The organism is Pedobacter yonginensis, from assembly GCF_003173595.1.
Classification (GTDB): domain Bacteria; phylum Bacteroidota; class Bacteroidia; order Sphingobacteriales; family Sphingobacteriaceae; genus Pedobacter; species Pedobacter yonginense.
This window is the reverse complement of record NZ_QGNZ01000001.1, coordinates 1,469,635-1,491,872: the sequence shown is the minus strand read 5'-3', so window position 1 is coordinate 1,491,872 and position 22,238 is coordinate 1,469,635. Positions and strand designations below refer to the sequence as shown.

The 22,238-nt window shown below is 39.3% G+C and carries 23 protein-coding genes; 14 read left to right on the top strand and 9 right to left on the bottom strand.

What is annotated here, in order from left to right; genetic code table 11:
• Positions 1-19: 19 nt before the first annotated feature.
• The gene (locus DHW03_RS06540; RefSeq protein ID WP_109924890.1) at positions 20-649 is read right to left on the bottom strand and encodes a YciE/YciF ferroxidase family protein; all 630 of its coding nucleotides are present in this window, start codon (positions 647-649) and stop codon (positions 20-22) included.
• A gap of 215 nt (positions 650-864) precedes the next feature.
• Positions 865-1,053 (bottom strand): DUF3606 domain-containing protein, encoded by a 189-nt coding sequence (locus DHW03_RS06535; RefSeq protein WP_109924889.1) that lies wholly within the window; start codon positions 1,051-1,053, stop codon positions 865-867.
• Positions 1,054-1,225: 172 nt separating this feature from the next.
• Between DHW03_RS06535 and DHW03_RS06530 the strand changes: the two genes are divergently transcribed.
• The 10 genes from DHW03_RS06530 (at position 1,226) to DHW03_RS06485 (ending at position 11,589) form a co-directional block, all read left to right on the top strand.
• The gene (locus DHW03_RS06530; protein ID WP_109924888.1) at positions 1,226-2,023 is read left to right on the top strand and encodes an alpha/beta hydrolase; all 798 of its coding nucleotides are present in this window, start codon (positions 1,226-1,228) and stop codon (positions 2,021-2,023) included.
• 400 nt (positions 2,024-2,423) lie between these two features.
• Positions 2,424-3,503: a PAS domain-containing sensor histidine kinase gene (locus DHW03_RS06525; RefSeq protein WP_109924887.1), complete on the top strand. Its 1,080-nt coding sequence runs from the start codon at positions 2,424-2,426 to the stop codon at positions 3,501-3,503.
• Between the two features lie 39 nt (positions 3,504-3,542).
• Positions 3,543-4,193 (top strand): response regulator, encoded by a 651-nt coding sequence (locus tag DHW03_RS06520; protein WP_109924886.1) that lies wholly within the window; start codon positions 3,543-3,545, stop codon positions 4,191-4,193.
• A gap of 132 nt (positions 4,194-4,325) precedes the next feature.
• Complete coding sequence (locus DHW03_RS06515) at positions 4,326-4,844, top strand: RNA polymerase sigma factor (RefSeq protein ID WP_109924885.1); 519 nt, start codon at positions 4,326-4,328, stop codon at positions 4,842-4,844.
• Positions 4,845-4,999: 155 nt separating this feature from the next.
• Positions 5,000-5,410: a LytR/AlgR family response regulator transcription factor gene (locus DHW03_RS06510; RefSeq protein ID WP_109924884.1), complete on the top strand. Its 411-nt coding sequence runs from the start codon at positions 5,000-5,002 to the stop codon at positions 5,408-5,410.
• A 123-nt stretch (positions 5,411-5,533) separates the two neighbouring features.
• Positions 5,534-6,919 (top strand): dihydrolipoyl dehydrogenase, encoded by a 1,386-nt coding sequence (gene lpdA, locus DHW03_RS06505; protein WP_109924883.1) that lies wholly within the window; start codon positions 5,534-5,536, stop codon positions 6,917-6,919.
• 8 nt (positions 6,920-6,927) lie between these two features.
• Positions 6,928-7,890 carry an ABC transporter ATP-binding protein gene (locus tag DHW03_RS06500; protein ID WP_109924882.1) on the top strand — a complete coding sequence of 321 codons (963 nt, stop codon included), beginning with the start codon at positions 6,928-6,930 and terminating at the stop codon, positions 7,888-7,890.
• The gene (locus DHW03_RS06495) at positions 7,883-9,454 is read left to right on the top strand and encodes an ABC transporter permease/substrate-binding protein (RefSeq protein WP_109924881.1); all 1,572 of its coding nucleotides are present in this window, start codon (positions 7,883-7,885) and stop codon (positions 9,452-9,454) included. Before DHW03_RS06500 ends, DHW03_RS06495 begins: the two co-directional genes overlap by 8 nt.
• Entirely contained in the window at positions 9,454-10,602 is a 1,149-nt protein-coding gene (egtB, locus tag DHW03_RS06490) for an ergothioneine biosynthesis protein EgtB (RefSeq protein ID WP_109924880.1), read from the top strand. Before DHW03_RS06495 ends, egtB begins: the two co-directional genes overlap by 1 nt.
• Before the next feature lie 9 nt (positions 10,603-10,611).
• Positions 10,612-11,589, top strand: a complete 978-nt coding sequence (locus DHW03_RS06485) for an L-histidine N(alpha)-methyltransferase (protein WP_109924879.1) — start codon at positions 10,612-10,614, stop codon at positions 11,587-11,589.
• A gap of 338 nt (positions 11,590-11,927) precedes the next feature.
• On the opposite strand, the gene DHW03_RS06480 is transcribed toward DHW03_RS06485, so the two are convergent.
• Positions 11,928-12,386: a MaoC family dehydratase gene (locus DHW03_RS06480; protein ID WP_109924878.1), complete on the bottom strand. Its 459-nt coding sequence runs from the start codon at positions 12,384-12,386 to the stop codon at positions 11,928-11,930.
• A 282-nt stretch (positions 12,387-12,668) separates the two neighbouring features.
• On the opposite strand from DHW03_RS06480, the gene DHW03_RS06475 reads away from it, so the two are divergent.
• Entirely contained in the window at positions 12,669-13,871 is a 1,203-nt protein-coding gene (locus DHW03_RS06475; RefSeq protein ID WP_109924877.1) for a glycosyltransferase, read from the top strand.
• Position 13,872: 1 nt separating this feature from the next.
• Complete coding sequence (locus DHW03_RS06470) at positions 13,873-14,697, top strand: glycosyltransferase family 2 protein (protein WP_109924876.1); 825 nt, start codon at positions 13,873-13,875, stop codon at positions 14,695-14,697.
• Here the strand turns inward: DHW03_RS06470 and DHW03_RS06465 are convergent.
• The 4 genes from DHW03_RS06465 to DHW03_RS06450 are packed head-to-tail and all read right to left on the bottom strand — an operon-like array spanning position 14,694 to position 19,404.
• Entirely contained in the window at positions 14,694-15,749 is a 1,056-nt protein-coding gene (locus tag DHW03_RS06465) for a glycosyltransferase (RefSeq protein WP_109925033.1), read from the bottom strand. The genes DHW03_RS06470 and DHW03_RS06465 overlap by 4 nt on opposite strands.
• Positions 15,750-15,756: 7 nt before the next feature.
• Positions 15,757-17,082 carry a bifunctional PIG-L family deacetylase/class I SAM-dependent methyltransferase gene (locus DHW03_RS06460; RefSeq protein ID WP_109924875.1) on the bottom strand — a complete coding sequence of 442 codons (1,326 nt, stop codon included), beginning with the start codon at positions 17,080-17,082 and terminating at the stop codon, positions 15,757-15,759.
• Entirely contained in the window at positions 17,066-18,214 is a 1,149-nt protein-coding gene (locus DHW03_RS06455) for an acyl-CoA dehydrogenase family protein (RefSeq protein WP_109924874.1), read from the bottom strand. Before DHW03_RS06455 ends, DHW03_RS06460 begins: the two co-directional genes overlap by 17 nt.
• The gene (locus DHW03_RS06450) at positions 18,214-19,404 is read right to left on the bottom strand and encodes a glycosyltransferase family 4 protein (protein ID WP_240618478.1); all 1,191 of its coding nucleotides are present in this window, start codon (positions 19,402-19,404) and stop codon (positions 18,214-18,216) included. The genes DHW03_RS06455 and DHW03_RS06450 overlap by 1 nt, the downstream gene beginning before the upstream one ends.
• Positions 19,405-19,624: 220 nt before the next feature.
• On the opposite strand from DHW03_RS06450, the gene DHW03_RS06445 reads away from it, so the two are divergent.
• Together DHW03_RS06445 and DHW03_RS06440 are read left to right on the top strand one after the other, a co-directional pair.
• Entirely contained in the window at positions 19,625-20,311 is a 687-nt protein-coding gene (locus DHW03_RS06445) for a DUF421 domain-containing protein (RefSeq protein ID WP_109924873.1), read from the top strand.
• A 98-nt stretch (positions 20,312-20,409) separates the two neighbouring features.
• Complete coding sequence (locus DHW03_RS06440) at positions 20,410-20,838, top strand: EamA family transporter (protein WP_109924872.1); 429 nt, start codon at positions 20,410-20,412, stop codon at positions 20,836-20,838.
• Positions 20,839-21,001: 163 nt separating this feature from the next.
• On the opposite strand, the gene DHW03_RS06435 is transcribed toward DHW03_RS06440, so the two are convergent.
• The gene (locus DHW03_RS06435) at positions 21,002-21,409 is read right to left on the bottom strand and encodes a response regulator (RefSeq protein ID WP_133248506.1); all 408 of its coding nucleotides are present in this window, start codon (positions 21,407-21,409) and stop codon (positions 21,002-21,004) included.
• Positions 21,410-21,502: 93 nt separating this feature from the next.
• Complete coding sequence (locus DHW03_RS06430; RefSeq protein ID WP_165825367.1) at positions 21,503-22,123, bottom strand: PAS domain S-box protein; 621 nt, start codon at positions 22,121-22,123, stop codon at positions 21,503-21,505.
• Positions 22,124-22,238: the final 115 nt, after the last annotated feature.

Sequence of the window (22,238 nt, the reverse complement as noted above, 5' to 3'; positions counted from 1 at the left end):
ACGCCCCTTAATTTGCTGTTTATTCCGCAGCAGCGTCTTGGTTTACAAAACCTTCTGCAATTTCGGTTAAGGCAACATCAGTTGCTTTTTCGTTTTCAAGGGTTTGACTCAAAAGATCAGCCACTTCTGTATGGCCCATGTTTTCAGCAAAAACCTTCAGCGTTCCATAGGTTGCAATTTCATAATGTTCTACTTTTTGAGCCGCTAAAATTAATCCCGCATCGCGAATCATTGTGCCTTCTTCAGTTTCCTCAATTATTCCATTGGCTTCTTCTAGCAAACCTGCCATGGCATCACATTTTTTAGCCACCGCTTTTTCTTCCAATAAAGAGAAAATTTGCTCTAAGGTATCGATGTGGCTTTCTGTTTCTGCAGTATGTTTATCAAATGCAGCTGCCAATTCTGGGCTAGTTGCAGCCTTTTTCATTTTAGGTAAAGCTTTAGATAAATGCTTTTCAGCCCAATAAATGTCTTTAAGTTCATCAACAAAAAACTTGTGAAACTCAGAATCTTCCATTTTGCCCGTTTCGTTTTGAGGCTTAGGAGCAGTCGATTTTGTAGTAGCTGTAGATTTTGTTGCTGCTTTTGCAGCTGGGGTGGCTTTAGTTGCAGCAGTTTTGGTATTTGTTTTTTTTGTGGTAGTTGCCATAATATTTATTTTAAGATGTATATGGACAACCATCTATTTTTAGAAAAGGTTTGAAGTATTTTGATTAGACCTCAAATTGCCTAAAATTGAATCAATAGGTAAGTATTAAAAGAAAAATCAAGCCTGGTGTGGATTGATTTTGATGTAAGATATATCGTAACTGCTGTGGTTCAATAAGTTACGTATTGTTGATGTGGCTGATAAAAAAATGAAAATTAGGCAAACTGACTGCTGTTTTGCTGATTTAGGTAGGCGGTTATGTGGTGGAGTGTAATGCTTTTAGTAGCCCTTATTGCCGATTTCAAGGTCTCTGCGGTAACGCCTAATCTGGTAGTCCAATAATTTCGATCTGTTTCTTCAGAGATTAAAATTATTTCTTCTTTCGTTTGGTTAAAATTTTTCATCGTAGCGGATTAATGTATCATTAACATACAAATGCGGGATTTTGTTTTACATTTTTAATTTTGTTTAAGTTGAAATTCGGCAATTGGCATATTCCATTCTGTTGTGCTTTCGATACGAATTTTGGAAACAAACTTTCGGCTAACTGGGTATTATTTACATAAAACACCAATTATGAAAAACACAATTGTACTGATACACGGCATGTTCCAGAATCCTAAAAGTTGGAAGAACTGGATTGCATTTTTTGAAAGCAAAGGTTATGAAGTTATTGCACCCGCATGGCCATTACACGAAGGCGAGCCTTCAGTTTTAAGAGAACAAGTTCCACTTGGTTTGGGCGATCTTGAATTGGATACCATTATCACATCGATAGAAACACTTATTTATAAACTCCCAGAGAAACCAATTGTAATTGGACACTCAGTTGGCGGCTTAATTGTGCAATTGTTGGTGAATAGGGGATTAGCGAAGCTTGGCGTTGCAATCAGTTCCGTTGCGCCAAATGGAATGGTAACCTTCGATTGGTCGTTTGTTAAAAATGCAGCAACCATCGCCAATCCGCTAAAAGGAGATGAGCCCATTTATATGGATGAAGAAACCTTCCAAGGTGCATTTGCGAATACCTTATCAGAAGCAGAGGCTAAATTAGCATTTGATGAAACGGCTACTCACGATAGTAGAAATGTGTTTAGAGATTGTATGGGAAGTTCGGCACAACTGGATGTAGAGTTGCCACATGTGCCCTTATTGTTTATTGCTGGCGAGCAAGATAAAATTTGTCCGGCCGATTTAAATGAGAAAAATGCAAAAGCCTATACAGATGTAGCCAGTGTAACTGAAATACAAGAGTTTCCTAACAGAAGTCATTTCATTTGCAACGAGCCAGGATGGGAAGAGGTTGCCACTTATATCAATAACTGGCTAGATGCTCAAGGAGTAGGAACTAATGACTACATAACAGCGTCTTAAATAATTTATAATAAACTTTTTATTCATTAGCCCGATGGAAATTTCATCGGGCTTTTTAGGTGATAGATATCCTCATCCCCTCCACAAAAAAGCCCTTATCGCTCTACAAATACAATGTAAAAAGCAATTGAAGTTAGCGGTAATTAAATTCATCAATTCTGTGTGTTGTGCGATTTTGTGGCGAAAATATGTGTTTTCGAATGTTTCGTGAGCTATAATTCAATAGCAAATAGATAAAAATGATGTGCAAAAATTGATGCTTATTCAAAAGATACCTTTCTTGGGCCCATCTCTCGTTATAAAATAAGCACCGTGTTTTCATAAAAATTCTCAAACCTTTTAAACAGTTTCCTGTTTTGCATGAGTGAGTATAAAATCATCTTAACCAAAACAAATAAACATGTCTGAATTTAGCAACGACCTCTTTTATAAGCTAGGTGAACTTTCCAATGATGGATATTTTATTTACAACCATTCTATAAAGCAATTTGAATACGTTAACGATGCCTTTTCAAGGATATTTGAAACGCAAACAATTGATTTTAAGTATAAAGCGCAATCCCTGCTCGCAAAAATTCACCCCGAAGATGTAGAGCATGTGATTAGCTGTTACGAAGAATGTTTAACAGATGGAATTTCAAAAAAATATGAATTTCGTTTACTACATGAAATCAATAGAGAAAAATATGTACGTGTAAATGTTGCGCCAATTGCTGCGGATCATAAGCTCGTTTTAGTAGGTACGGTAGAAGATATAACCGTAATGCGCCACAACAAAATTCATATTGAGCAAATTAACGCCCGAAAAAACATCACCTTAGAAGTATTGGCTCACGACCTTAAAGAACCCCTTGGCATGATGAGTTTAGCGGCGTCATCAATGGAAGATGGCATAGCCCAAACAGGCGATCGCTACATGATGAACTCGCTAGAATTTATTAAGGATATGTGCTCCAGAAACTTACTTTTGGTTAGAAGCATGATTAATAAGGAGTTCTTAAAATCAGCGGAGATAGAAATTGGAAAAGAGCGGGCCGATTTGGTTTGGGAACTTAGGGATGTGGTTCGGTTTTACAAAAGATCTAGATTGAGCGATACCAAACAATTTAGCTTTACTACTTCTGCGGATAAAATTTACATTCATGTGGACAGCATGAAATTTCTTCAGGTGATTAACAATCTAATCTCCAATTCATTAAAATTTACAGATGATAATGGAGCCATCCACGTTCACATCGAAGAACATCCCAATTCGGTAATTATATCTGTGGCAGATAATGGTATTGGTATTCCGGAAGAAGTACAAGATGGACTTTTCGATCGAATTCAAGAAGCACTCAGACCCGGTTTAAAGGGAGAAGAAAGTGGCGGTTTCGGAATGCGAATTATTAAAGCAATTGTTGATTTACACCGAGGGAAAATTTGGTTTAAGAGTAAAGTTGGCACCGGAACCACCTTTTACATCGAGCTTCCAAAGTAGGCATTTTAATATTCAAAAATCCGTAATTAAATTTGGGTTATGATTAAAATTATCCTAGTGGATGACCACCACATTATTCGTACTTCGTTACACGCACTTTTAGAAAAATTTGAGGGCATAAAAGTAGTAGCAGAAGTAGAAAATGGCTTCGAAGTTTTAAGGGTTTTGGATGAGGGTGTAGAAGCTGACATTATTTTATCAGATGTGGTGATGCCGGAGATGGATGGGCTAAGTTTAATCAAAGCGTTAAAGGAAAAAGGAAATGAAACAAAAGTGGTTTTACTTTCCATTTTAGAAGAAGATAAATATGCTTCAAATGCTTTTGTTTCAGGGGCTTTTGGTTACTTAACCAAGAATGTTGAAGCGGATGAATTGCTGTTTTGCCTGCAACATGTTATGAAGGGCAAACGCTATTTATCGTCCAATTTGTGCATATCTATACTCGAAAGATTTAATAAATATTTGGGCAGATTATCCGAAAATTCGAACCATCACATCGATTTCTCGGAGCGCGAAATTAACGTACTTAAGCTTATAGCCGATGGTTTAACCAACCAAGAAATTGCCAATCAGCTTTACCTTAGCAGGCGAACGGTAGAGAGTCAAAGAGAGGCATTGATTAACAAAACCGGGACAAAAAACTCAGTCTCCTTAATCCGTTTTGCCATGAGAAATGGTTACATTCAGTAAATTTCTATTCAAAATACCCCCGTTTTTTGCCCCTTTTTTAGGATGAAAAAATATTCCGTAAAAAAACGGGTATTTCTCCCTTAACTAAAACAGTTTAGTAGTTGTTAGGTATTCAATCAAAAGAATATACCTATGGAAAGCTTAAACTTTAAACTGGACATCTATCAGTACAAACAATCTCTTTTTGATCGTGCTTTTGCTTATACCAAAGATGAAGATGATGCAGCAGACTTAGTGCAAGATACCTTTATGAAAGCATTTCGCTTTTCCAATAAATTTGAGTTGGGCAGTAATGTAAGGGCTTGGCTTTTTACCATTCTAAAAAACACTTTCCTAAATCATTATCATAAAGTTAAGCGTAAAAATGAGGTGGTTACTCAAGGTGAAGAACTCACGTCGGTACAGCTTTTTCAAAGCGCAACCATCAATAAGGGTACGAATAAGTTTATGATGGAAGACATCCAAAAGGCACTTTCACTTTTGCCCGAAGATGGCAGAATTTGTTTTACCCGATATTTTGAGGGTTACAAATACCATGAAATTGCAGATGAAATGAAAATCCCATTGGGTACGGTGAAAACCAAAATCCATGTTGCCAGAATTTTGCTGAAAAAGATGCTCAAGAATTATAATGTTGGCGTTAACAATTAAGCCATGTTATCAAAGGCATTTGAAAGACTTGTTTAAAGGTCGGCCAAGATGATAAAATCGATTCTCCCTAGCTATTGAGCCAATTAAGGATTCTTATAAGTTGTTTTGCGGTTCTTGGCTCGCGCTTTGCTTTTTGGCAGCATATAACCGAATAGATGAAAGCCTCAACCTCACCCAAATATAGATGTGCAGTTATTGATGATGACCGAATGACTGTTGATATCCTGAGCAATTACATTTCTAAAATTGATAAATTAGAGATAACATACACATTTACCGACCCAAAAGAAGCCATCAATCAAATCGCTGAGCGTGATTTAATCGATTTCCTATTTCTTGATATTAGGATGGATATTTCTGGAATAGACGTGGCAAAAGTGCTACGCAATAAGGTTAAATATTTAATATTCGTAACCAGTTATCCAGAATATGCACTCGATGCCTTTACAGTTGACTGTGATAAATATCTCGTTAAGCCAGTGCTTTTCGCCGAATTTTTAAATGCCATAAACGAGATTATTCTTCGCGAGAAAAAACTCGCCCGAAAACCCAATAATCAAAGTTAGTTTCATTCTGGGTTATCATTTAGTTAAGTTTGAGCTTAAGTTGTCTTCACATCAAACATTGGCATTATCTTGCTGTTATATTTTTGATTTCCGTTATTTTCGGTTACCTTACTATAACAAAATATGAAACACTTTGATGCCATTATAATCGGTTCAGGTCAGGCTGGAGTTCCCCTAGCTAAAAAACTAGCACAAGCCGGAAAGAAAACTGCAATAATTGAAAAAAATAATATCGGTGGTACCTGCATAAATGTGGGTTGTACCCCAACAAAGGCCATGGTTGCCTGTGCCCGTGCCGTATATCAAGCCAGAAAGGCTAATGAATTGGGTGTAGAGATTGGACAAATTAAGGTTAATTTAAAGAAAATAAAAGGACGTAAAGATGAAATCGTTAACTCATTTAGAAACGGTGCGCAAAAAGGCTTAGAAACTACAAAGGGCCTCAAAATTATTTTCGGCGAAGCCAGATTTTCGGCCCCTAAAGAAATTACGGTTACCGCACAGGATGGTACCGAAGAAAAACTCACTGCAGATTGGATTTTTATTGATACAGGTGCTAAAACCGTTATTCCAGAGGTAGATGGCCTCGAATCAGTAGATTACCTAACCTCAACCAGTATTCTCGATTTAGAAGAAATTCCCGAACATTTAGTGGTTTTAGGCGGTAATTACATTGGTTTAGAATTTGGCCAAATGTTCCGCCGTTTTGGAAGTAAAGTAACCATCATCGAAAAATCTAAACGCATCATGTCTCGCGAAGATGAAGATATTTCGGATGAATTGAGTGAAATTTTAAAAGGAGAGGGCATCGACATTTTAACCGAAACTCACATTGCACACATCGAAAGTGAAAAGAAAAATCATCTGATTATTGATGTAAAATCTGGAACAAAAAGCGATAAAATAATATGCAGTCATGTACTAATTGCCACAGGTAGGGCACCTCAAACCGAAAAATTAGGTTTGGATTTGGCGGGAATAAAAACCGATGAAAAAGGCTACATTGTTGTAAATAAGAAACTAGAAACCAATGTTGATGGCGTTTTCGCCTTGGGCGATGTTAAAGGTGGACCAGCTTTTACCCATATTGCCTACAACGATTACACCATAGTTTATCGTAACTTAATCGAAAAAACAAATTACAGCATTTCCAATAGGCCAGTGCCTTACTGTATGTTTACCGACCCACAATTGGGGCGAATCGGACTATCGGAAAACGAAGCGAAAGAAAAAGGAATTAAATATAAAGTGGCTAAACTTCCAATGTCGCAAGTGGCAAGAGGGATAGAAACCAATGAAACTTTGGGTGTGATGAAGGCCATTGTAGATCCAGATACAAAAAAAATATTGGGTGCCTCTATTCTTGCGCCAGAAGGTGGCGAAATTATGTCGGTGCTCCAATTGGCTATCGAAGGCGGAATTACGTATGATCGGATTAGGTACTGTGTATTTGCGCATCCAACCTATTCCGAATCGTTAAACAATCTATTTATGAAAATAGAAGATTAACCAAACAAATGATTGAACTAAAAGGCGTTAGTAAAAGTTTTGGGCACACACAGGCTGTGAAACAAATTTCTTTTAAAGTTAACGAAAAGGAAAATTTGGTATTGCTAGGCACCAGCGGTTGTGGTAAAACAACAACGCTTAAAATGATTAATCGCCTAATTGAACCCGATGCTGGCGAAATCATAATCGGCGGTCAAAACATCACCCACCAAAACCCCGAAATTTTACGTCGAGGCATTGGCTATGTGATGCAAAATATCGGTCTTTTTCCGCATTATAACGTATCCGAAAATATTGCCGTTGTACCTAAATTATTGAAATGGGATGCTATAAAAACCAATCAACGGATTACAGAATTGGTTGAAAAACTACACTTGCCAAAACAGTGCTTAACCATGTTTCCGCATGAGTTAAGTGGGGGGCAACAACAAAGGGTGGGTTTGGCCCGCGCCTTGGTTACAGATCCGGCGGTACTTTTAATGGATGAACCCTTTGGTGCCCTTGATAATGTAACCCGATCGAGCATTCAAGCAGAATTTAAAGCCTTAGAAGAATTAAAGAGAAAAACCATTGTGATGGTTACGCACGATGTTCAGGAAGCGTTTGAACTCGCCGATCGCATTTGCTTGATGGATAAGGGCGAAATTGTTCAAATAGGCACACCCAAAGAATTACTGTACCATCCCACAAATGATTTTGCAAGAAAATTTTTAGATGGGCAGCGTTTGGCGCTCGAGTTTAAAGTGATTAAGATTAACGATTTGTGGGATTTCTTACCCAAACAACAAAGTTTAGAAACAGAAAAGGCAGACCAATTGAACCCAAGCATTTGGGATGCAATGGAAAGCATCCGCAAGGTAGAATCAGGCAAAATTCAAGTCGCAAATATACAAAGCGAACATAAAACGATTGATTTTCAGCAATTAACACAAGCCTTTAATCAATATAAATACCATAAGGCCCATGAATGAGCAACAGCAAAGTTTATGGAGCTTCATGCATGAGCAATCCGATAAACTGTTTAATCAAACTTTACAGCATCTGGGTTTAACCTTTATTTCCTTGTTATTTGCCATTATCATCGGTCTTCCCTTAGGCATTTTAATTGCCCGAAAACGAAAGTTATCCAGTAGCATTTTGGGCTTGGCAGGCATTTTGCAAACCATACCGAGCATTGCATTATTGGGTTTTATGATTCCTGTATTAGGCATTGGCGCGAAGCCAGCCATTGTAGCGCTATTAATTTATGCCCTGCTGCCCATCATCAGAAATACTTATACGGGCATTATCGGGATAGATCGGCACATTATTGAATCGGCAAGAGCGCTTGGCATGAGCAAAATGCAAATTTTATTCAAAGTAGAATTGCCCTTGGCTATGCCCGTAATTCTTGCTGGCATTCGCACCGCAACTGTAATTAATGTGGGGGTAGCTACTTTGGCATCGTACATTGCTGCGGGTGGATTGGGCGAATTTATTTTTGGAGGTATATCCTTAAATAACACCAATATGATTTTAGCAGGTGCAATCCCGGCAGCGCTGTTGGCCGTGATCTTGGATTTTCTTTTATCCATCATCCAGAAACTCGATTTTAAAAAGCTCAAAAAAGTGCTCTATGTTTTTCCTTTGCTGATTATTGTGTTAAGTATATTTTACATTTTACCTTCGGCATATGGCTCGAAACTAACCGCAGGTTTTACGCCCGAATTTATGGGTAGGCAAGATGGAGATTTGGGATTGAAATCTGAATACGGACTTAAAATCCATACCATTGTGATTAGCGATGCTGTAATGTACAAGGCGGCTTATGCAAAAGAACTTGATGTGATTAGCGGTTACTCAACAGACGGCAGATTGAAAGCCTTTGACCTAACAATTTTAAAAGATGACAAGGGAATTTTTCCGCCCTACTACGCGGCACCAATTGTACGCACAAGCTCTTTAAATAAGTTTCCCGAATTGGAAAAGGTGCTCAATCTCTTATCCGGAAAGATTACCGATTCGATTATGACCGATTTAAATTATCGAACTGATTATCTTCATCAGGCACCAGAACGTGTGGCAAAAGATTTTTTGGTTCGTAACAACTTGTACAAAGCGCCAAGAAATGGCAAAGAAGGTACGGTGAGAATTGGTTCTAAAATTTTTGGAGAGCAATATATTTTAGCAGAAATGTACAGCATGTTGATTCAGGGCAATACGGCTTATGGCGTTTCTACCAAAACAGGTTTAGGCGGTACAAAAATTTGCTTTGATGCTTTGGTGAACGACCAAATTGATTTCTATCCGGAATACACCGGAACGGGGCTTTTAGTGCTCTTGCAGCCAAATCCGAAATTATCAAAAGAAATTGCACACGATAAAGACCGAACCTACAATTACGTAAGCCGAGAATTTGCAAACAAATTCAAAATAAAATGGTTAAAGCCGATAGGATTTAACAATTCTTATGCGCTTATGATGAGGCAAAAACAATCAAAAGCCTTAAATGTTAATACCATTACAGACCTAGCAAACTATCAAGATAAAAATTAATGAATCTGGCCGAACAATACACTCAGATCAGGAAATATTCCGAAAAAATTTGTGCGCCATTAGCCACTGAAGATTATGTGGTTCAGCCAATTGTGGATGTAAGTCCGCCGAAATGGCATTTGGGGCACACCACTTGGTTTTTCGAAACTTTCATTCTTAAACCACACGCGCCAGCCTATCAAGAATTTGATGAAAATTACAATTACGTTTTCAATAGCTATTATGAAACTGTAGGCAATCGCGTGATTCGTACCGATCGGGGAAATTTAAGCCGACCAAGCGTAGCCGATGTGTATCGATACCGGGCATACGTGGATGAAGCCATGACTAAATTTTTAAATTCCGACATTGATGCCACTCTGATAGAACTAATTTTATTGGGTTTTAATCATGAACAGCAACATCAGGAACTTCTAATTACAGATATTAAATACATTTTAGGCAACAATCCACTTTTCCCTGCTTACGATACAAATTGGAAGGAAGTAGATTTACTTAAACCAGAAGTCGGTTTTATTAACATTGAAGAGGGAGTTTATGAAATTGGTTATCAAGGAAACGATTTCCATTTTGATAACGAACTTAACAGGCATAAGGTTTATCTGAACGCTTTTTCCATAAGCACAACTTTGATTACCAATGCCGAATATTTAGAATTTATTGATGCAGGTGGCTATCAGAACTTTAACTATTGGCATGCAGAAGGTTGGGACTGGGTGAAAACCAATCATGTAGTTTCACCTATGTATTGGCATAATATTGATGGAGCGTGGCATAATTATACTTTTGCAGGTTTAGAAAAGTTAAACCCGAACCAAGCCTTAGCCCATGTAAGCTATTACGAAGCCTATGCTTTTGCAAGCTGGAAGGGTATGAGATTACCAACAGAATTTGAATGGGAAATTGCGGCAAAGCACTTCAATTGGGGGCAACGGTGGGAGTGGACAGAAAGCGCATATTTACCTTATCCAGGTTTTAGTAAAGCGCCGGGAGCAATCGGCGAATACAATGGAAAATTTATGGTTAATCAGAAGGTTTTGCGTGGTGCATCTGTAGCTACACCCGAAAATCACAGTCGCATTACGTATCGCAATTTTTTTCATCCACCCCTAAGGTGGCAATTCACAGGCATTCGCTTGGTTAAATAATCAAATTTTATGAGCACGATTACCACTGAAACAACAACAACAAACAAAACACAATTTTTGGAAGAAACATTAATCGGCTTAAAATCTGAACCGAAGTTTATGCAGTCCAAATATTTTTACGATGAAAAAGGCGATTACATCTTCCAACAGATTATGAATATGGAAGAATATTACCTAACCGATGCGGAAATGGATATTCTTTCCAATCAAACTGCCCAATTGGCGAAGGTGATTACCGCACCAGGCGACCCATTTGATTTAATTGAACTTGGAGCGGGTGATGCAACAAAATCCGTACATCTACTTAAAGCGTTAATCGAGCAAAAGCATGATTTTACCTATTTTCCAATTGATATTTCTGAACACGTCATAGCAGATTTGGAAGAAAATCTGCCTTTGAAACTCCCAACACTAAATTTACAAGGCTTAAATGGAGATTATTTTGCGATGCTTAAACGGGCAACTGAAATTTCTAGTCGCCGAAAAGTAATGTTGTTTATGGGGGCAAACATTGGGAATATGAATGTAGATGAAGCCCGCGATTTTTGCATCGACCTTAGAAATCTGCTTTCGAAAGGCGATATGCTTATTGTTGGCTTCGATTTAAAGAAAAATCCACAGCAAATTTTAGCCGCTTATGATGATGAGGCAGGGATAACAAGTTCTTTTAACTTGAATCTGTTACAACGCATTAACAGGGAGTTGGAGGGCGATTTTGATTTGGATGGTTTTGAACACTATGCTTCTTACGATCCTGAAACCGGCGCTTGCAAAAGCTATCTTATTAGTTTGAAAAATCAAGAGGTAAAAATCGGCCAAAAGGAACGCATCAGCTTTGCGGCAAATGAATATATCTTTATGGAAATTTCTCAAAAGTATTCTTTAAAAGAAATTGAGCAATTGGCAAAATCGTCAGGTTTTAATGTGCTTACACATTTCTCTGATGCTAAAGGCTATTTTGTAGATGCAGTTTGGACGTTAAATTAGTCAGCATTAGGTTGGATTTGTTTGTTGGAATTAAGAATCCACAGCTCAAAGGTAGAGAAAACATTTCCCGACCAACACCCGGATTTTTGTTTTTAGCTTCAAGGATCTCTCCATTCCGCTGCGCTCCAGTCGAGAAGACGGATTGCTGAGGGGTTCTTGCGACCGTATTAAAGGGACGTTCATTTCGACCGTAGTGGAGAAATCCTTGAACTTTGGTAATTTCAAGGATCTCTCCATTCCGCTTCGCTCCAGTAGAGGAGACGGATCACTGAGGGATTCTTTCGATATTATCTAAGAAATCATTCAAAGATGTTTTTATTAAATCTCTAAATCTCTAACTAGTTAAAGTGATACAGAAAAACCACCTCGCCAGTGTATGCCGGCTTTGGCTGATCTTTAATGCATAAAATAGATTCGATAACCACTTTAGTAATGCCTCTTAAGTTAGTAATAGAAATGAGTTTGGCCTTAAGTTGAACTTCGTGATCGACCAAAACAGGCTGGCCAAATTTAAAATATTCTATGCCATAGTTGATTTCCATTTTGGTATTGCGAATGTCTGCAATCTGCTTCCATAAGTACGGAATGAGCGACAAGGTTAGATAGCCATGGGCAATTGTAGATTTAAACGGACCTTCGTTTTCCGCTTTAGTCTTATCTACATGAATCCATTGATGATCTAAAGTCGCATCAGCAAATCTATTGATCTGTTCCTGGTCAATTTTATGCCATTGGGAAATACCAAGTTGCTTGCCCAAATACGACTCATATTCCTCAAAACTCTCTACAATAAGCATAAACTTGTTTTTTACCAAAACTATATTAATTTCTTAATGAAAGTGAGCGTGTCTCCAAAAACTTTAAAACTTATAGGTGTATCATGGTCGGTAATCTTGGCATTGGCTTCGCTGATGGAGATTCTACATTCAGTCTTAAGGAGATGGCATAAATTCTTAATGAATAAATAGGCTAAACAAATAATCAAAATGTAGTGTTGTTGATATGACGCTCAATCACACATCATTTATCAAAAAGATTATACTCTAGCTGAAACTGTAACGCCAACTCAATCAAAACCTATGAATCAAAATTTACCCATTCAGGCTGACCATCTTTTTTGCTCAGAACCGAATACTTCACTACGCCTATCCGTTATTGTGCCGGCAAAAAACGAAGCTGACTTCATCGTTCAGGCGCTTGATGCCTTGCGGATGCAGGTAGATGAACAGGGTATGCCCATTAATGCTTCTACCTACGAAGTGTTGGTTTTGGCTAATAATTGCAGCGATAGCACCTATGCAATTTGCATGGAATATAAAAAACAGCATCCTGATTTTAATCTTTTTGCTGCATGCATTCAGCTTGAAGCGCCATATGCACACATCGGTACTGCAAGACGTTTGCTAATGGATGCCGCTTATCGTAGGTTGATGAGCGTTGCTGGCGCAAAAGGAATCATTGTATCTACAGATGCAGATAGTGAGGTTGCTCCAGATTGGGTGCATCATATCACATCTGAAATTGATGGCGGTGCAGATGTTATCGGTGGTCGAATTTTACCCAAAAACACACCTGCAATTAGCAAGCGCCAGCATTTAAGAGATGTAACCTATCGTTTCTTAAAAACGCGGTTAGAATCTGTTATCGATCCCAGAGAAACCGATCCGTGGCCACGCCATTTTCAATGTTATGGGCCAAGTTTGGCGGTTACTTGCGAAATTTATGATAAAGCTGGACGATTACCCGTTATCCCATATCTGGAAGATGAAGAATTTAGGAAAGCATTGAATAGAATTGATGCCAAAATTCGCCACTCGCCAAAGGTTCGCATTTATACATCAGGGAGGTTAGAGGGGCGTGTAGAATTCGGATTCTCCGTTCAGTTACAGCAATGGTCTGATATGAGTTTGAGAAGCGAACAGCAAAAGGTAGAATCGTTGGCTACACTGATGTTTAAATTTGAATTTAAAAATCGTTTACGAAGCATTTGGAAACTTGCAAGTACTGGTGGATGTTCCATGATAAATATTACAAGGTTGGCAAGCTGGGCAAAGGTAAACGATAGCGAATTACTTAAGGTTTTTGATGAAAGCGTGTATTTTGAATCGCTTTGGGAAAAGGTTGATCAATTGCTCTTACAACTCGATCACCCGGCATTGGCATTAGAATCTATCGACTCGGCCATCAAAACCATGCGGATGCATTTTAATCAGAAAAGCACGCCCCGTTTAAGGAAACTGGAAGGTGAATTATTACAGGGCACTGGCGCTATGGCAGGGTAGGATGGACAAATTACTTATTTCGGTTTTAACGTTGGTGAGCGGGAGGGAAAAGGCCTTCCGTAATTTTGTAGAGGGATTAAAACAAAGCACAACGCCACCCCATGAAGTTATTGTGGTGTTCATGAACCAAGAGCCCTGCGCAATTGAAGTGTTACCATTTCAAGTTAAAACCATTCGGCTTAACCACACAGGTACGCTACCGCTTGCTTCTGCGCGTAACCGTGCGGCAAAAGAGGCGAGTGGAGATTTGTTGATTTTCTTGGATGTTGACTGTATCGCAGATGCCAACCTAATCGCTAATTATGCATCTGCCAAGCAATCAGAAAGTTTGTTGGTTGGCCAAGTTAGATATTTGCAGAATAACGCCGATGAGCATCCTCAATTTTTAAAACAACTCATTGCTTTAAGCAGGCCCGATCCCATTCGGGCGGGTGTAAATCCTCTTCCCTATGAATTGTTTTGGTCGCTTAATTTCGCCTGTAGCAAATCAATCTTTAATTCAATTGGAGGTTTTGATGAAGATTTTATAGGCTACGGCGGTGAGGATACCGATTTTGCTTTCAAGGCGAGGGCCGTACAAATCCCATTAAAAACAATTGATGCACTTGCATTTCACCAGCATCATCCAAGCTATTCGCCACCCTTAAATCATTTTAGGGATATCATTTCCAATGCTGAATGCTTTTACCAAAAATGGAAAATCTGGCCTATGGAGGGTTGGATTAATAAATTTGAAGAAATGGGGTTGGTGATCAGGAAGCCTGATAAAATCGAGGTGCTGAGACTTCCGAAACCCTTGCAAATTGAACAGGCCGTTAAAGATTAATGCCCCGAAAATAGCTTTTGCGCTGTAGTCAAAATCACTTGAGCCAGCTCTTCCAATGCCTTTGGGTTTATGGTTTCTTCCCAGTTTACCTTTTTCGCTTTTAATTCCGTTATTAAGCCGAACCAATTTGCAGATAAAAGTTCATCAGGAGATAAAATCGCAATACCAGAAAGGTGGCGAATAGCTTCTCCTTTACACACCTGCTCATCAAATGGGCGATTTTCGGGTACGCCAATAAAGCGCTTATTTAATGTGGCTACTTCCATAACCGTATTATGACCCGTGTTGCCAATAATCAAATCAGATGCATTCATCAACTCAATTGGCTTTGTCGTTTGTCCGTGGAAAACAACATTGTTCAGCCCCAAATCTTGACTTGCTTGCAGTCCGATTACATGAAAGCGATAAGATGGGCAACATTTTGCGATATATTCTATAACAGATAAGTTAAATGAAGTGCCACCTTTGCCAATTAAGATTGAAACCGTTTTTCCATCAGTTTTATCCGTAGGCCCCAGCTGGTCAAACCTCGAAAAGCCACCCGTAAAAAAGGTTTTTTGATAGTTTTCGTCTTTCTGGCCCTGGTACATCGATTCGGAAAATGGGGCAACCAGCAGTTCCGCACTGCGGTAGGCCAATACATGGGGTAGGTCGTCGCGTTTACCATGCTGACGCATGATGATTGTCGGAATTCCTGAGAGGCGTGCGAGCAACGCAACTTCTACCGAAACATCTACCACTAAAATTAATGGATAAGCTTCTCGAAAAATGGCCGTCATCATTGCCGCTCTTTCTCTAATTCCCTTTACACCAATTGGAGCGTAATGAAAACCCATGGATGTGTCTTCCAAAACCAATTGTTCATCATCATTTTGGGCTGTATCAAATGGTAAATGCACAATCGATACATTTACGGGCAAATCTTTAACATTTGATAGTCCACTTCCCATCAAGATTATTGGAACATCACCCAGGGCTTTAACAATTTGCAAAGCCCTCATTAAATGACCAGAACCATGGTGGTGGATGTAAAATGCAATGGAGGTAGCCATTTCGTAATTATTTTTGGAAAACATCTATTCGGTAATCTGGCGTTCGGGAGCCATTTAAATGTTTTAAAGAAGAATTTAAAAAACAGGCGTGTACTTCATCACCAGATAAAGGATAATCCACTACAAAGTGCGTCCAGTGTACCAAAAGTAAAATTCCGCCTGCATTCAATTGTTTTTCAATCAAATTTTTGGTCACCATCAAATCGTCCATGGATAGATAATAGCCAACTTCACTCATCACCATCAAATCGAAGTGTTCTGAAGGAAAATTTTGAGGAATGCCACCAAGCCTAAATTCCACATGATTTTGATTTGCCAAGCGGATTTTCGCTTCTTGCAAAGCGGTGCCGCTAATGTCCATCGCGATGAGCTTGCTACAAAGCGCCTGAATCATATTGGTGAAAATACCTATCGAACAGCCGATTTCCAAACCCATTTCATACTGTCTTTGTGGGATTGCCTGTATGGATGTAGCATATTTTTCGCGTTCGTATTCACTTTTTTCAAAGTTCCAAGGATCGATGTTACTGCTATAAAGCGTCTCAAAATAATCTTCGGAGAGGCTTGCATTGGGATTGATCTTGCCTCTTTCCATGAAATATTCTCGCCCTGTAGTAAAATTGGCGATCATTTTTTCACTTAATATAAATCCAGTCGGATCATCGTCAATCAATTTTGTGGTTTGAGAGCTATGCGCATTAATGCATTTCTTTTTTAATTCAATTTCTGATGCGATGTTCAGGTACTTTAGTTCGTCATTTCCGAGTTTGGGTAAATCCCTTTCATCGGCAAGTTCGTAAAGCCATATTGGATATTCCCAAATTCTTGGTCGGTTAACATTTCCCCGTTCTAATGCCGCCATCAGCATTTGCCAAGTTGCACGGTGATCGCGATGTGGGTCGAGCTCGTAAGGCACCAACACCAAATCGGGTTTAAATCCATCCAAATCTGTAGCCAAACGGGATACCAAATTTTCAAAGCCATCTTCACCGCGGGCTGGCAATGCAGAATCTCGACCTTTGTAAAAGCTTATGGTATTGGGGCTCAATCCCAATAGAGTAATGGCTTCCTTGAGTTCTTCTTCGCGGAGCTTCGCCAATCTTTGTGCGGGATACAACTTTGAATTTGGATGCGATTGGCTACCATCTGTGGTTAAAATAAATTTCACCTGCGCCCCCTGCTTATTTAGTTTCGCAATTAAGCCTGCGCAAGCCAATGATTCATCGTCAGGATGCGGAACCAATACTAAGCATCGATTTATGGATTTTAAATCTGACACACTGATTTCTTTAGCAGACTGCTCGAAGCTTTCTATCTTAAATGCCGAATCCATAGGTTTTCTTTTGTTTGATGAAAAAATCGGCTACGTTTAATCGGGTGGCATCTGGTGCCGGCTGGCGGAGATAGAAAGTAAGATCTCTAAAAATGCGTTCCAGTTGGTAGGGCGCCATAAGTCCTCTAGCACCCACGCACTTATTGCTTTCGTCCATAATCTGCAAACAGATATCTTCAATGCTTACCCTTGTCATATTTGCAAAGGCAATAAGTTTTTCACTTTCCCCGCTTGTGTTGGACCATTCATCGTAATTGTGTCCAGCTTTTTCCAACCAAAGCCTGCCAGAAACCAATTGCATCATTATTTTAGCAATTCTCATTCGCTGAATTGGATCTTCGGTCCTGCCCAACTCCTTTAAATAGGTAATGGTATGCTCGGCAACGGCTTCCGCACCACCAAGGTGCACGGCAGCAAATCGAATGGCTCCACCACTAAAGTAAGGCTGTGTGAGGTATGTTCCTGGCGGAGATATAAAGTCTGATGCATCAATTACATAGCCAGAAAAATCAACTGTATAACTTCTTGATGCCTTCATGCCCAATGGTTTCCAACTGTCTTGATCGACTCTATCAATGCCAATTTTAGACATATCAACAATGCTCATTTGCCAGCCTTTTCTATCCTCGCTATCTATATTTCCGGTAACCAGTGCACGGTCAACTATACCCACGCCAGAGCAGAAGGTTTTGCTTCCCTGTATTTGGAATTGCTCTTCATTCTTTAAAAACACGATGCCATTTTGGGCTTGGGTGTTCCATACGCCAAAGAGATGCCCATGGTCTCTAACGCCATCGTACCACTTGGTGCGTTGCTCGGGGCTGGCATAAAGATGAATCAAATACAACGTATTAATGTGTCCTTCAAAAATTCGCCCCACCGAAAGGTTTGCTTTACCTACCTCTTTCAATAGCTCGAGCATTGCAGTCATATTGGGGAAATTAAAATCCAATGGTTCTCCAGGCAATACTACAGCCAACAGGCCACTCTTTTTAAGCCATTGAAACTCTTTTTTTAGTCCCTCTGGATCATGTTCTGATGCAGCAGCATGCGCCTCAATTTCCTTTAGGGTTTCTCTAAGGCCCTCCAAAAGGTAGGTTTTGCTTGTATATTGTTGTTCTATCTCAATCATTAGGATGCGGTCATGGCCATTTGTTTATTCGCTACTTGTTCAAGCAGTTGCTCGTATCTAGCTGTCATTTTTTTGATGTCGTATTGTTGTGCAGCCGCTGCCACCTTTTTTCTGTCCAATAATTGCGATTTATTAATGGCTTCGGCTAAGGCTGTTGAATCTTTAAAATCAACCAATATCCCCGAAAATTCATCGATTAATTCTGGAAGAGCACCCATTTTAAAGCCAGCAATTGGCGTACCGCATGCCATGGCTTCAGCCACCACTAAACCGAAAGGTTCTTGCCAACAAGGGGTAATTACGCAAACGCGTGCGCCGCAAATTAGTTTATTCAATTCCTTTTGATTTAAGAGTCCTAGGAATTCGACATTTTCATCAACCAATGGAAGAATTTTATGTCTATGATAATCGCGATCTGCAATTCCGCCTGCAACTTTTAATTTGATGCCCGCTTTTTTGCAAGCTTCAATAGCGAAGTGCAAACCTTTATCAGGGTGTATTCTTCCAAACCATACTGCATAACACTCTTCATTTGGATGCAAACTGCTTGTCCAATCGTCAATCATAATTCCATTCGGTATTACAGGGCAACTTTCAATTAAATGTTTCCAATTAATGGCACTTTGCTCCGAAACGGTTACGTAATTTATTACCGGGTGTTTACGTTCGGCTTGAATGGCTAAACCGAGTTCGTAAAATGGTGGGGTATGCAGAACCGTTAACATTGGCGTTTTTATGGTATTTGCCATTGTAATTGGAATATAGTGAAGGGAGTTGTTAAAAATAACGTCGAACCCAAAATCATCAATCGAGTTCATCAGTTTGAAATAAGCATGATGTTCTGCAATATATTCTGAAGGAAGATCTTTTCTCTTAATCCTGAATCCGCTATCCTCATCATAATCGTCATCCGATAGAATAGCATGTACAGGCAGGGTTTCGTCTGATTTGGAACTGGCAAATAGTAGCACTTCATGCCCTTGTTCGACTAATAATGTTGTAATTTGATGGGTGAAGACTTCTAAGCCACCTGCAAAGGGTGTTTTTATTGGATGTTTTAAATGAGCGATAATGCCGATTTTCATATTGTAGGTGGAGTATAATTGATCTTTACCTTTATTAACTCCGAAATCTTGCGATTGTTTAATTTTTCGCCAATCATATCCTTCATGTTGTGTTTTCCAATCCATGTGATAAAAACGTAAGCTTTACAGGTAGGTGCGTTTTTTACCAGTAAATCAGCTAGGTAATCAATTGTGGGCCAATTCCTTCCCTCAAAATGTATAAAAATGTTATTTATAGGGGCAAAAGGTTTAGTCGAAAAGCACTATTATTCGAAACTATTTGCCGATATGCTCTAACCAAGTACAACAATTTTCTTTTTCTAGTGTTGGTTTATAAAAAAGGAAAATGAATAAACCCGAATGGACCACCATCTTTTTAAACGACCTTGATCTTTCGCTAACCTTAGAGATTGTAATTAGAACTGTAATCATGTTCGTGTTAGTGCTATTATTTCTCCGCTCCACAGGCAAGAAAGGTGTGCGTCAGTTAAGTATATTTGAGGTTGCCATTATCATTGCGCTGGGCTCGGCCGCGGGCGACCCGATGTTTAATCAAGATGTTGCGATATTGCCGGCATTGGTGGTATTTGCGGTTATCTTAATGGTTTACAGGTTAATTACCTATCTCACATCAAAGAGCGAAAAAGTAGAACGTTTACTGGAAGGTGAACCGATGTACATCATAGAAGAAGGTAAATTTAGTCTTTCGGAAGCGGGCGATTCCAACTTTGCAAAGGATGAATTTTTTGCGGAGATGCGCGTGCAGAATATTGAGCACTTGGGGCAGGTTAGAATAGCCGTGCTAGAAACCAACGGCCAAGTGAGTTTTTTATACTATGATGTGAAAGAAACCAAGCAAGGGCTTCCCATATTCCCTAAGCCCTATAGTCTTAGGTCGGAGCATATTGCACAAAAGGGTTTGTATGCCTGTACCCGCTGTGGAAATGTGGAGGAGCTGGAAAGTAAACAGCAATGTACGCGCTGTGGCAAACACGAATGGGTACCAGCAATAAACACTATCCGTACGGTTTAGCGCATCTTAATCGGCATTAATTTGCTCCATTTCAAGGCTCATGTTCTTTGTTACAATCCTTTGGGCGGTTTTAATGTTATATATAAAAAGAAAAATATATGTGGATTTTATGGGCGGTGCTTGCGGCAATATCTGCTGCACTTGTTATCGTATTAACAAAAGCTGGATTAAAAAATGTAGATCCTAGTTTAGCATTTGCCATTCAGGCGCTGCTTATTGTATTCATTACCTGGGCAGTAGTGCTGTATCAAGGAAACTTTGAATCGTGGAGAGGGATAGAAAAAAACGCATGGATTTTTCTACTTTCAGCTGGTGTGTTTACTACGCTTTCAACCTTGTTTTCTTATAAGGCATTGAGTATGGGGCCTGCTTCATACGTGGCTACCATCGAGCGCATGTCGTTGGTGGTGGCAATTGTGCTCTCTGTAATTTTTTTGAAAGAAAAACTTACCTGGCAAATTGTAGTTGGAGGAACCGTGATGCTCGGGGGAGCCATTTTAATTGCATTATCAGATAGCGGAGAATAAATTTCGATTACAATCGCATCGAAAATAATGCCTGCTACAAAATTTAGATTAAACTTCACCGATCGGTTATATTCACGTTTCGTATGATTAGATGTGGTGCAACAAGATGGCCCATAACATCCATAAACGCAATTTTTTTTAAGCTGAATAGAAATGTTAAAACCTAGAGGCGGAAAAAAGGTGCCAGTTGAGCATCAGCTTGAAGTTTAATCAATTGCTGTTCGTTAAGTGGCTTGGTGCAGAAACCTTTAACCAAGCTGTAAGCGTTTGCTTTTTCTCTTTCGCTAGCTTCTGTAGATGAAGTTACAATAACCACTTTTGTATTGTTGTCATTAGCATGATCTTTTATCGCTTCTAAAAACGACCATCCATTCATTACCGGCATGTTAATGTCTAAGAATATGAGGTTAGCCACATTGTCATCATCTTTTTCGAAATGTTTTAGCGCCGGCAGTGCCGAATTGAATACCTCAGGTTCGGTTACCATGCCATAATCGTTTAATATGGTTGAATGTAAAAAGAGTGCGATATTATCATCATCAATAATCATGATTTTATAAATCTTTTTCAATTGGCTTCGACAAATTTGAGGGTTATAGATAAGACAACTAACATCAATAGAACACTACTTTTGCGCCTGTTGTTTTGTCGAAGCCATTTTTGATTAGGATTTATTTTCTTGGCCGGTGCCAATGTCATCTACAATCCCTTTTACCACGCCATCAAGCTTAATTGCACTTTCTACAATCATCGTACATATTGATTTTAACTCCTCGCTATCAGAGCGTTTCTCCAATATCTCGGTAAGGGCAAGGATGTTGGTTAAGGGAGCACGAATTAAATGGGCTTGCTGATAGGAAATTTTGTTCAAAAGAGAATTTGTTTGCTCAATTTTATTGATTGCACCTTCCAGATGCTCGCGATCGGACACAAATTGGGTGATGTTGTAACCTAAGCAAAAAATACCGAGTGGTTGCCCCGCATCATCAAAAATGGCCTTGTACTCCCATTGGGTATAAAGATAACCTCCTTTACCATCGTGCTTGCGGATTGTAGCCGGGTAAAGGTGACCTGGGTTTTCAAAGCATTTTATGGATACCTCCTGACAGGTTTGGCGGTCGTCTTCGTGCATCGTAACGTGATAGGGTTGGCCCACGAAGTCGTCAGATATGTAAGAGAATTGTTCAGCATAGTGTGGATTTACATAAGCGTAATTTCCATCCATACCGGCGATAATGATATAAAAATAATTAGACGATTCGAGCAGCGCCTTAGTTTCTGTCATTGATTTCATAGAAGATAGGGAAGTTGTTTGGTATTAAATAGCCTTAATTTCGAGCCGATTTATACATTCGTTTTACGGAAACGATATTAGCCTTTATATGCTATCGATCATCTGG

What these genes read in the sequence shown, in the direction of transcription:
- DHW03_RS06540 (WP_109924890.1), bottom strand. Translation starts at nt 649, where the DNA reads ATGGCAACTACCACAAAAAAAACAAATACCAAAACTGCTGCAACTAAA.
- DHW03_RS06535 (WP_109924889.1), bottom strand. Translation starts at nt 1,053, where the DNA reads ATGAAAAATTTTAACCAAACGAAAGAAGAAATAATTTTAATCTCTGAA.
- DHW03_RS06530 (WP_109924888.1), top strand. Translation starts at nt 1,226, where the DNA reads ATGAAAAACACAATTGTACTGATACACGGCATGTTCCAGAATCCTAAA.
- DHW03_RS06525 (WP_109924887.1), top strand. Translation starts at nt 2,424, where the DNA reads ATGTCTGAATTTAGCAACGACCTCTTTTATAAGCTAGGTGAACTTTCC.
- DHW03_RS06520 (WP_109924886.1), top strand. Translation starts at nt 3,543, where the DNA reads ATGATTAAAATTATCCTAGTGGATGACCACCACATTATTCGTACTTCG.
- DHW03_RS06515 (WP_109924885.1), top strand. Translation starts at nt 4,326, where the DNA reads ATGGAAAGCTTAAACTTTAAACTGGACATCTATCAGTACAAACAATCT.
- DHW03_RS06510 (WP_109924884.1), top strand. Translation starts at nt 5,000, where the DNA reads ATGAAAGCCTCAACCTCACCCAAATATAGATGTGCAGTTATTGATGAT.
- lpdA (WP_109924883.1), top strand. Translation starts at nt 5,534, where the DNA reads ATGAAACACTTTGATGCCATTATAATCGGTTCAGGTCAGGCTGGAGTT.
- DHW03_RS06500 (WP_109924882.1), top strand. Translation starts at nt 6,928, where the DNA reads ATGATTGAACTAAAAGGCGTTAGTAAAAGTTTTGGGCACACACAGGCT.
- DHW03_RS06495 (WP_109924881.1), top strand. Translation starts at nt 7,883, where the DNA reads ATGAATGAGCAACAGCAAAGTTTATGGAGCTTCATGCATGAGCAATCC.
- egtB (WP_109924880.1), top strand. Translation starts at nt 9,454, where the DNA reads ATGAATCTGGCCGAACAATACACTCAGATCAGGAAATATTCCGAAAAA.
- DHW03_RS06485 (WP_109924879.1), top strand. Translation starts at nt 10,612, where the DNA reads ATGAGCACGATTACCACTGAAACAACAACAACAAACAAAACACAATTT.
- DHW03_RS06480 (WP_109924878.1), bottom strand. Translation starts at nt 12,386, where the DNA reads ATGCTTATTGTAGAGAGTTTTGAGGAATATGAGTCGTATTTGGGCAAG.
- DHW03_RS06475 (WP_109924877.1), top strand. Translation starts at nt 12,669, where the DNA reads ATGAATCAAAATTTACCCATTCAGGCTGACCATCTTTTTTGCTCAGAA.
- DHW03_RS06470 (WP_109924876.1), top strand. Translation starts at nt 13,873, where the DNA reads ATGGACAAATTACTTATTTCGGTTTTAACGTTGGTGAGCGGGAGGGAA.
- DHW03_RS06465 (WP_109925033.1), bottom strand. Translation starts at nt 15,749, where the DNA reads ATGGCTACCTCCATTGCATTTTACATCCACCACCATGGTTCTGGTCAT.
- DHW03_RS06460 (WP_109924875.1), bottom strand. Translation starts at nt 17,082, where the DNA reads ATGGATTCGGCATTTAAGATAGAAAGCTTCGAGCAGTCTGCTAAAGAA.
- DHW03_RS06455 (WP_109924874.1), bottom strand. Translation starts at nt 18,214, where the DNA reads ATGATTGAGATAGAACAACAATATACAAGCAAAACCTACCTTTTGGAG.
- DHW03_RS06450 (WP_240618478.1), bottom strand. Translation starts at nt 19,404, where the DNA reads ATGGATTGGAAAACACAACATGAAGGATATGATTGGCGAAAAATTAAA.
- DHW03_RS06445 (WP_109924873.1), top strand. Translation starts at nt 19,625, where the DNA reads ATGAATAAACCCGAATGGACCACCATCTTTTTAAACGACCTTGATCTT.
- DHW03_RS06440 (WP_109924872.1), top strand. Translation starts at nt 20,410, where the DNA reads ATGTGGATTTTATGGGCGGTGCTTGCGGCAATATCTGCTGCACTTGTT.
- DHW03_RS06430 (WP_165825367.1), bottom strand. Translation starts at nt 22,123, where the DNA reads ATGACAGAAACTAAGGCGCTGCTCGAATCGTCTAATTATTTTTATATC.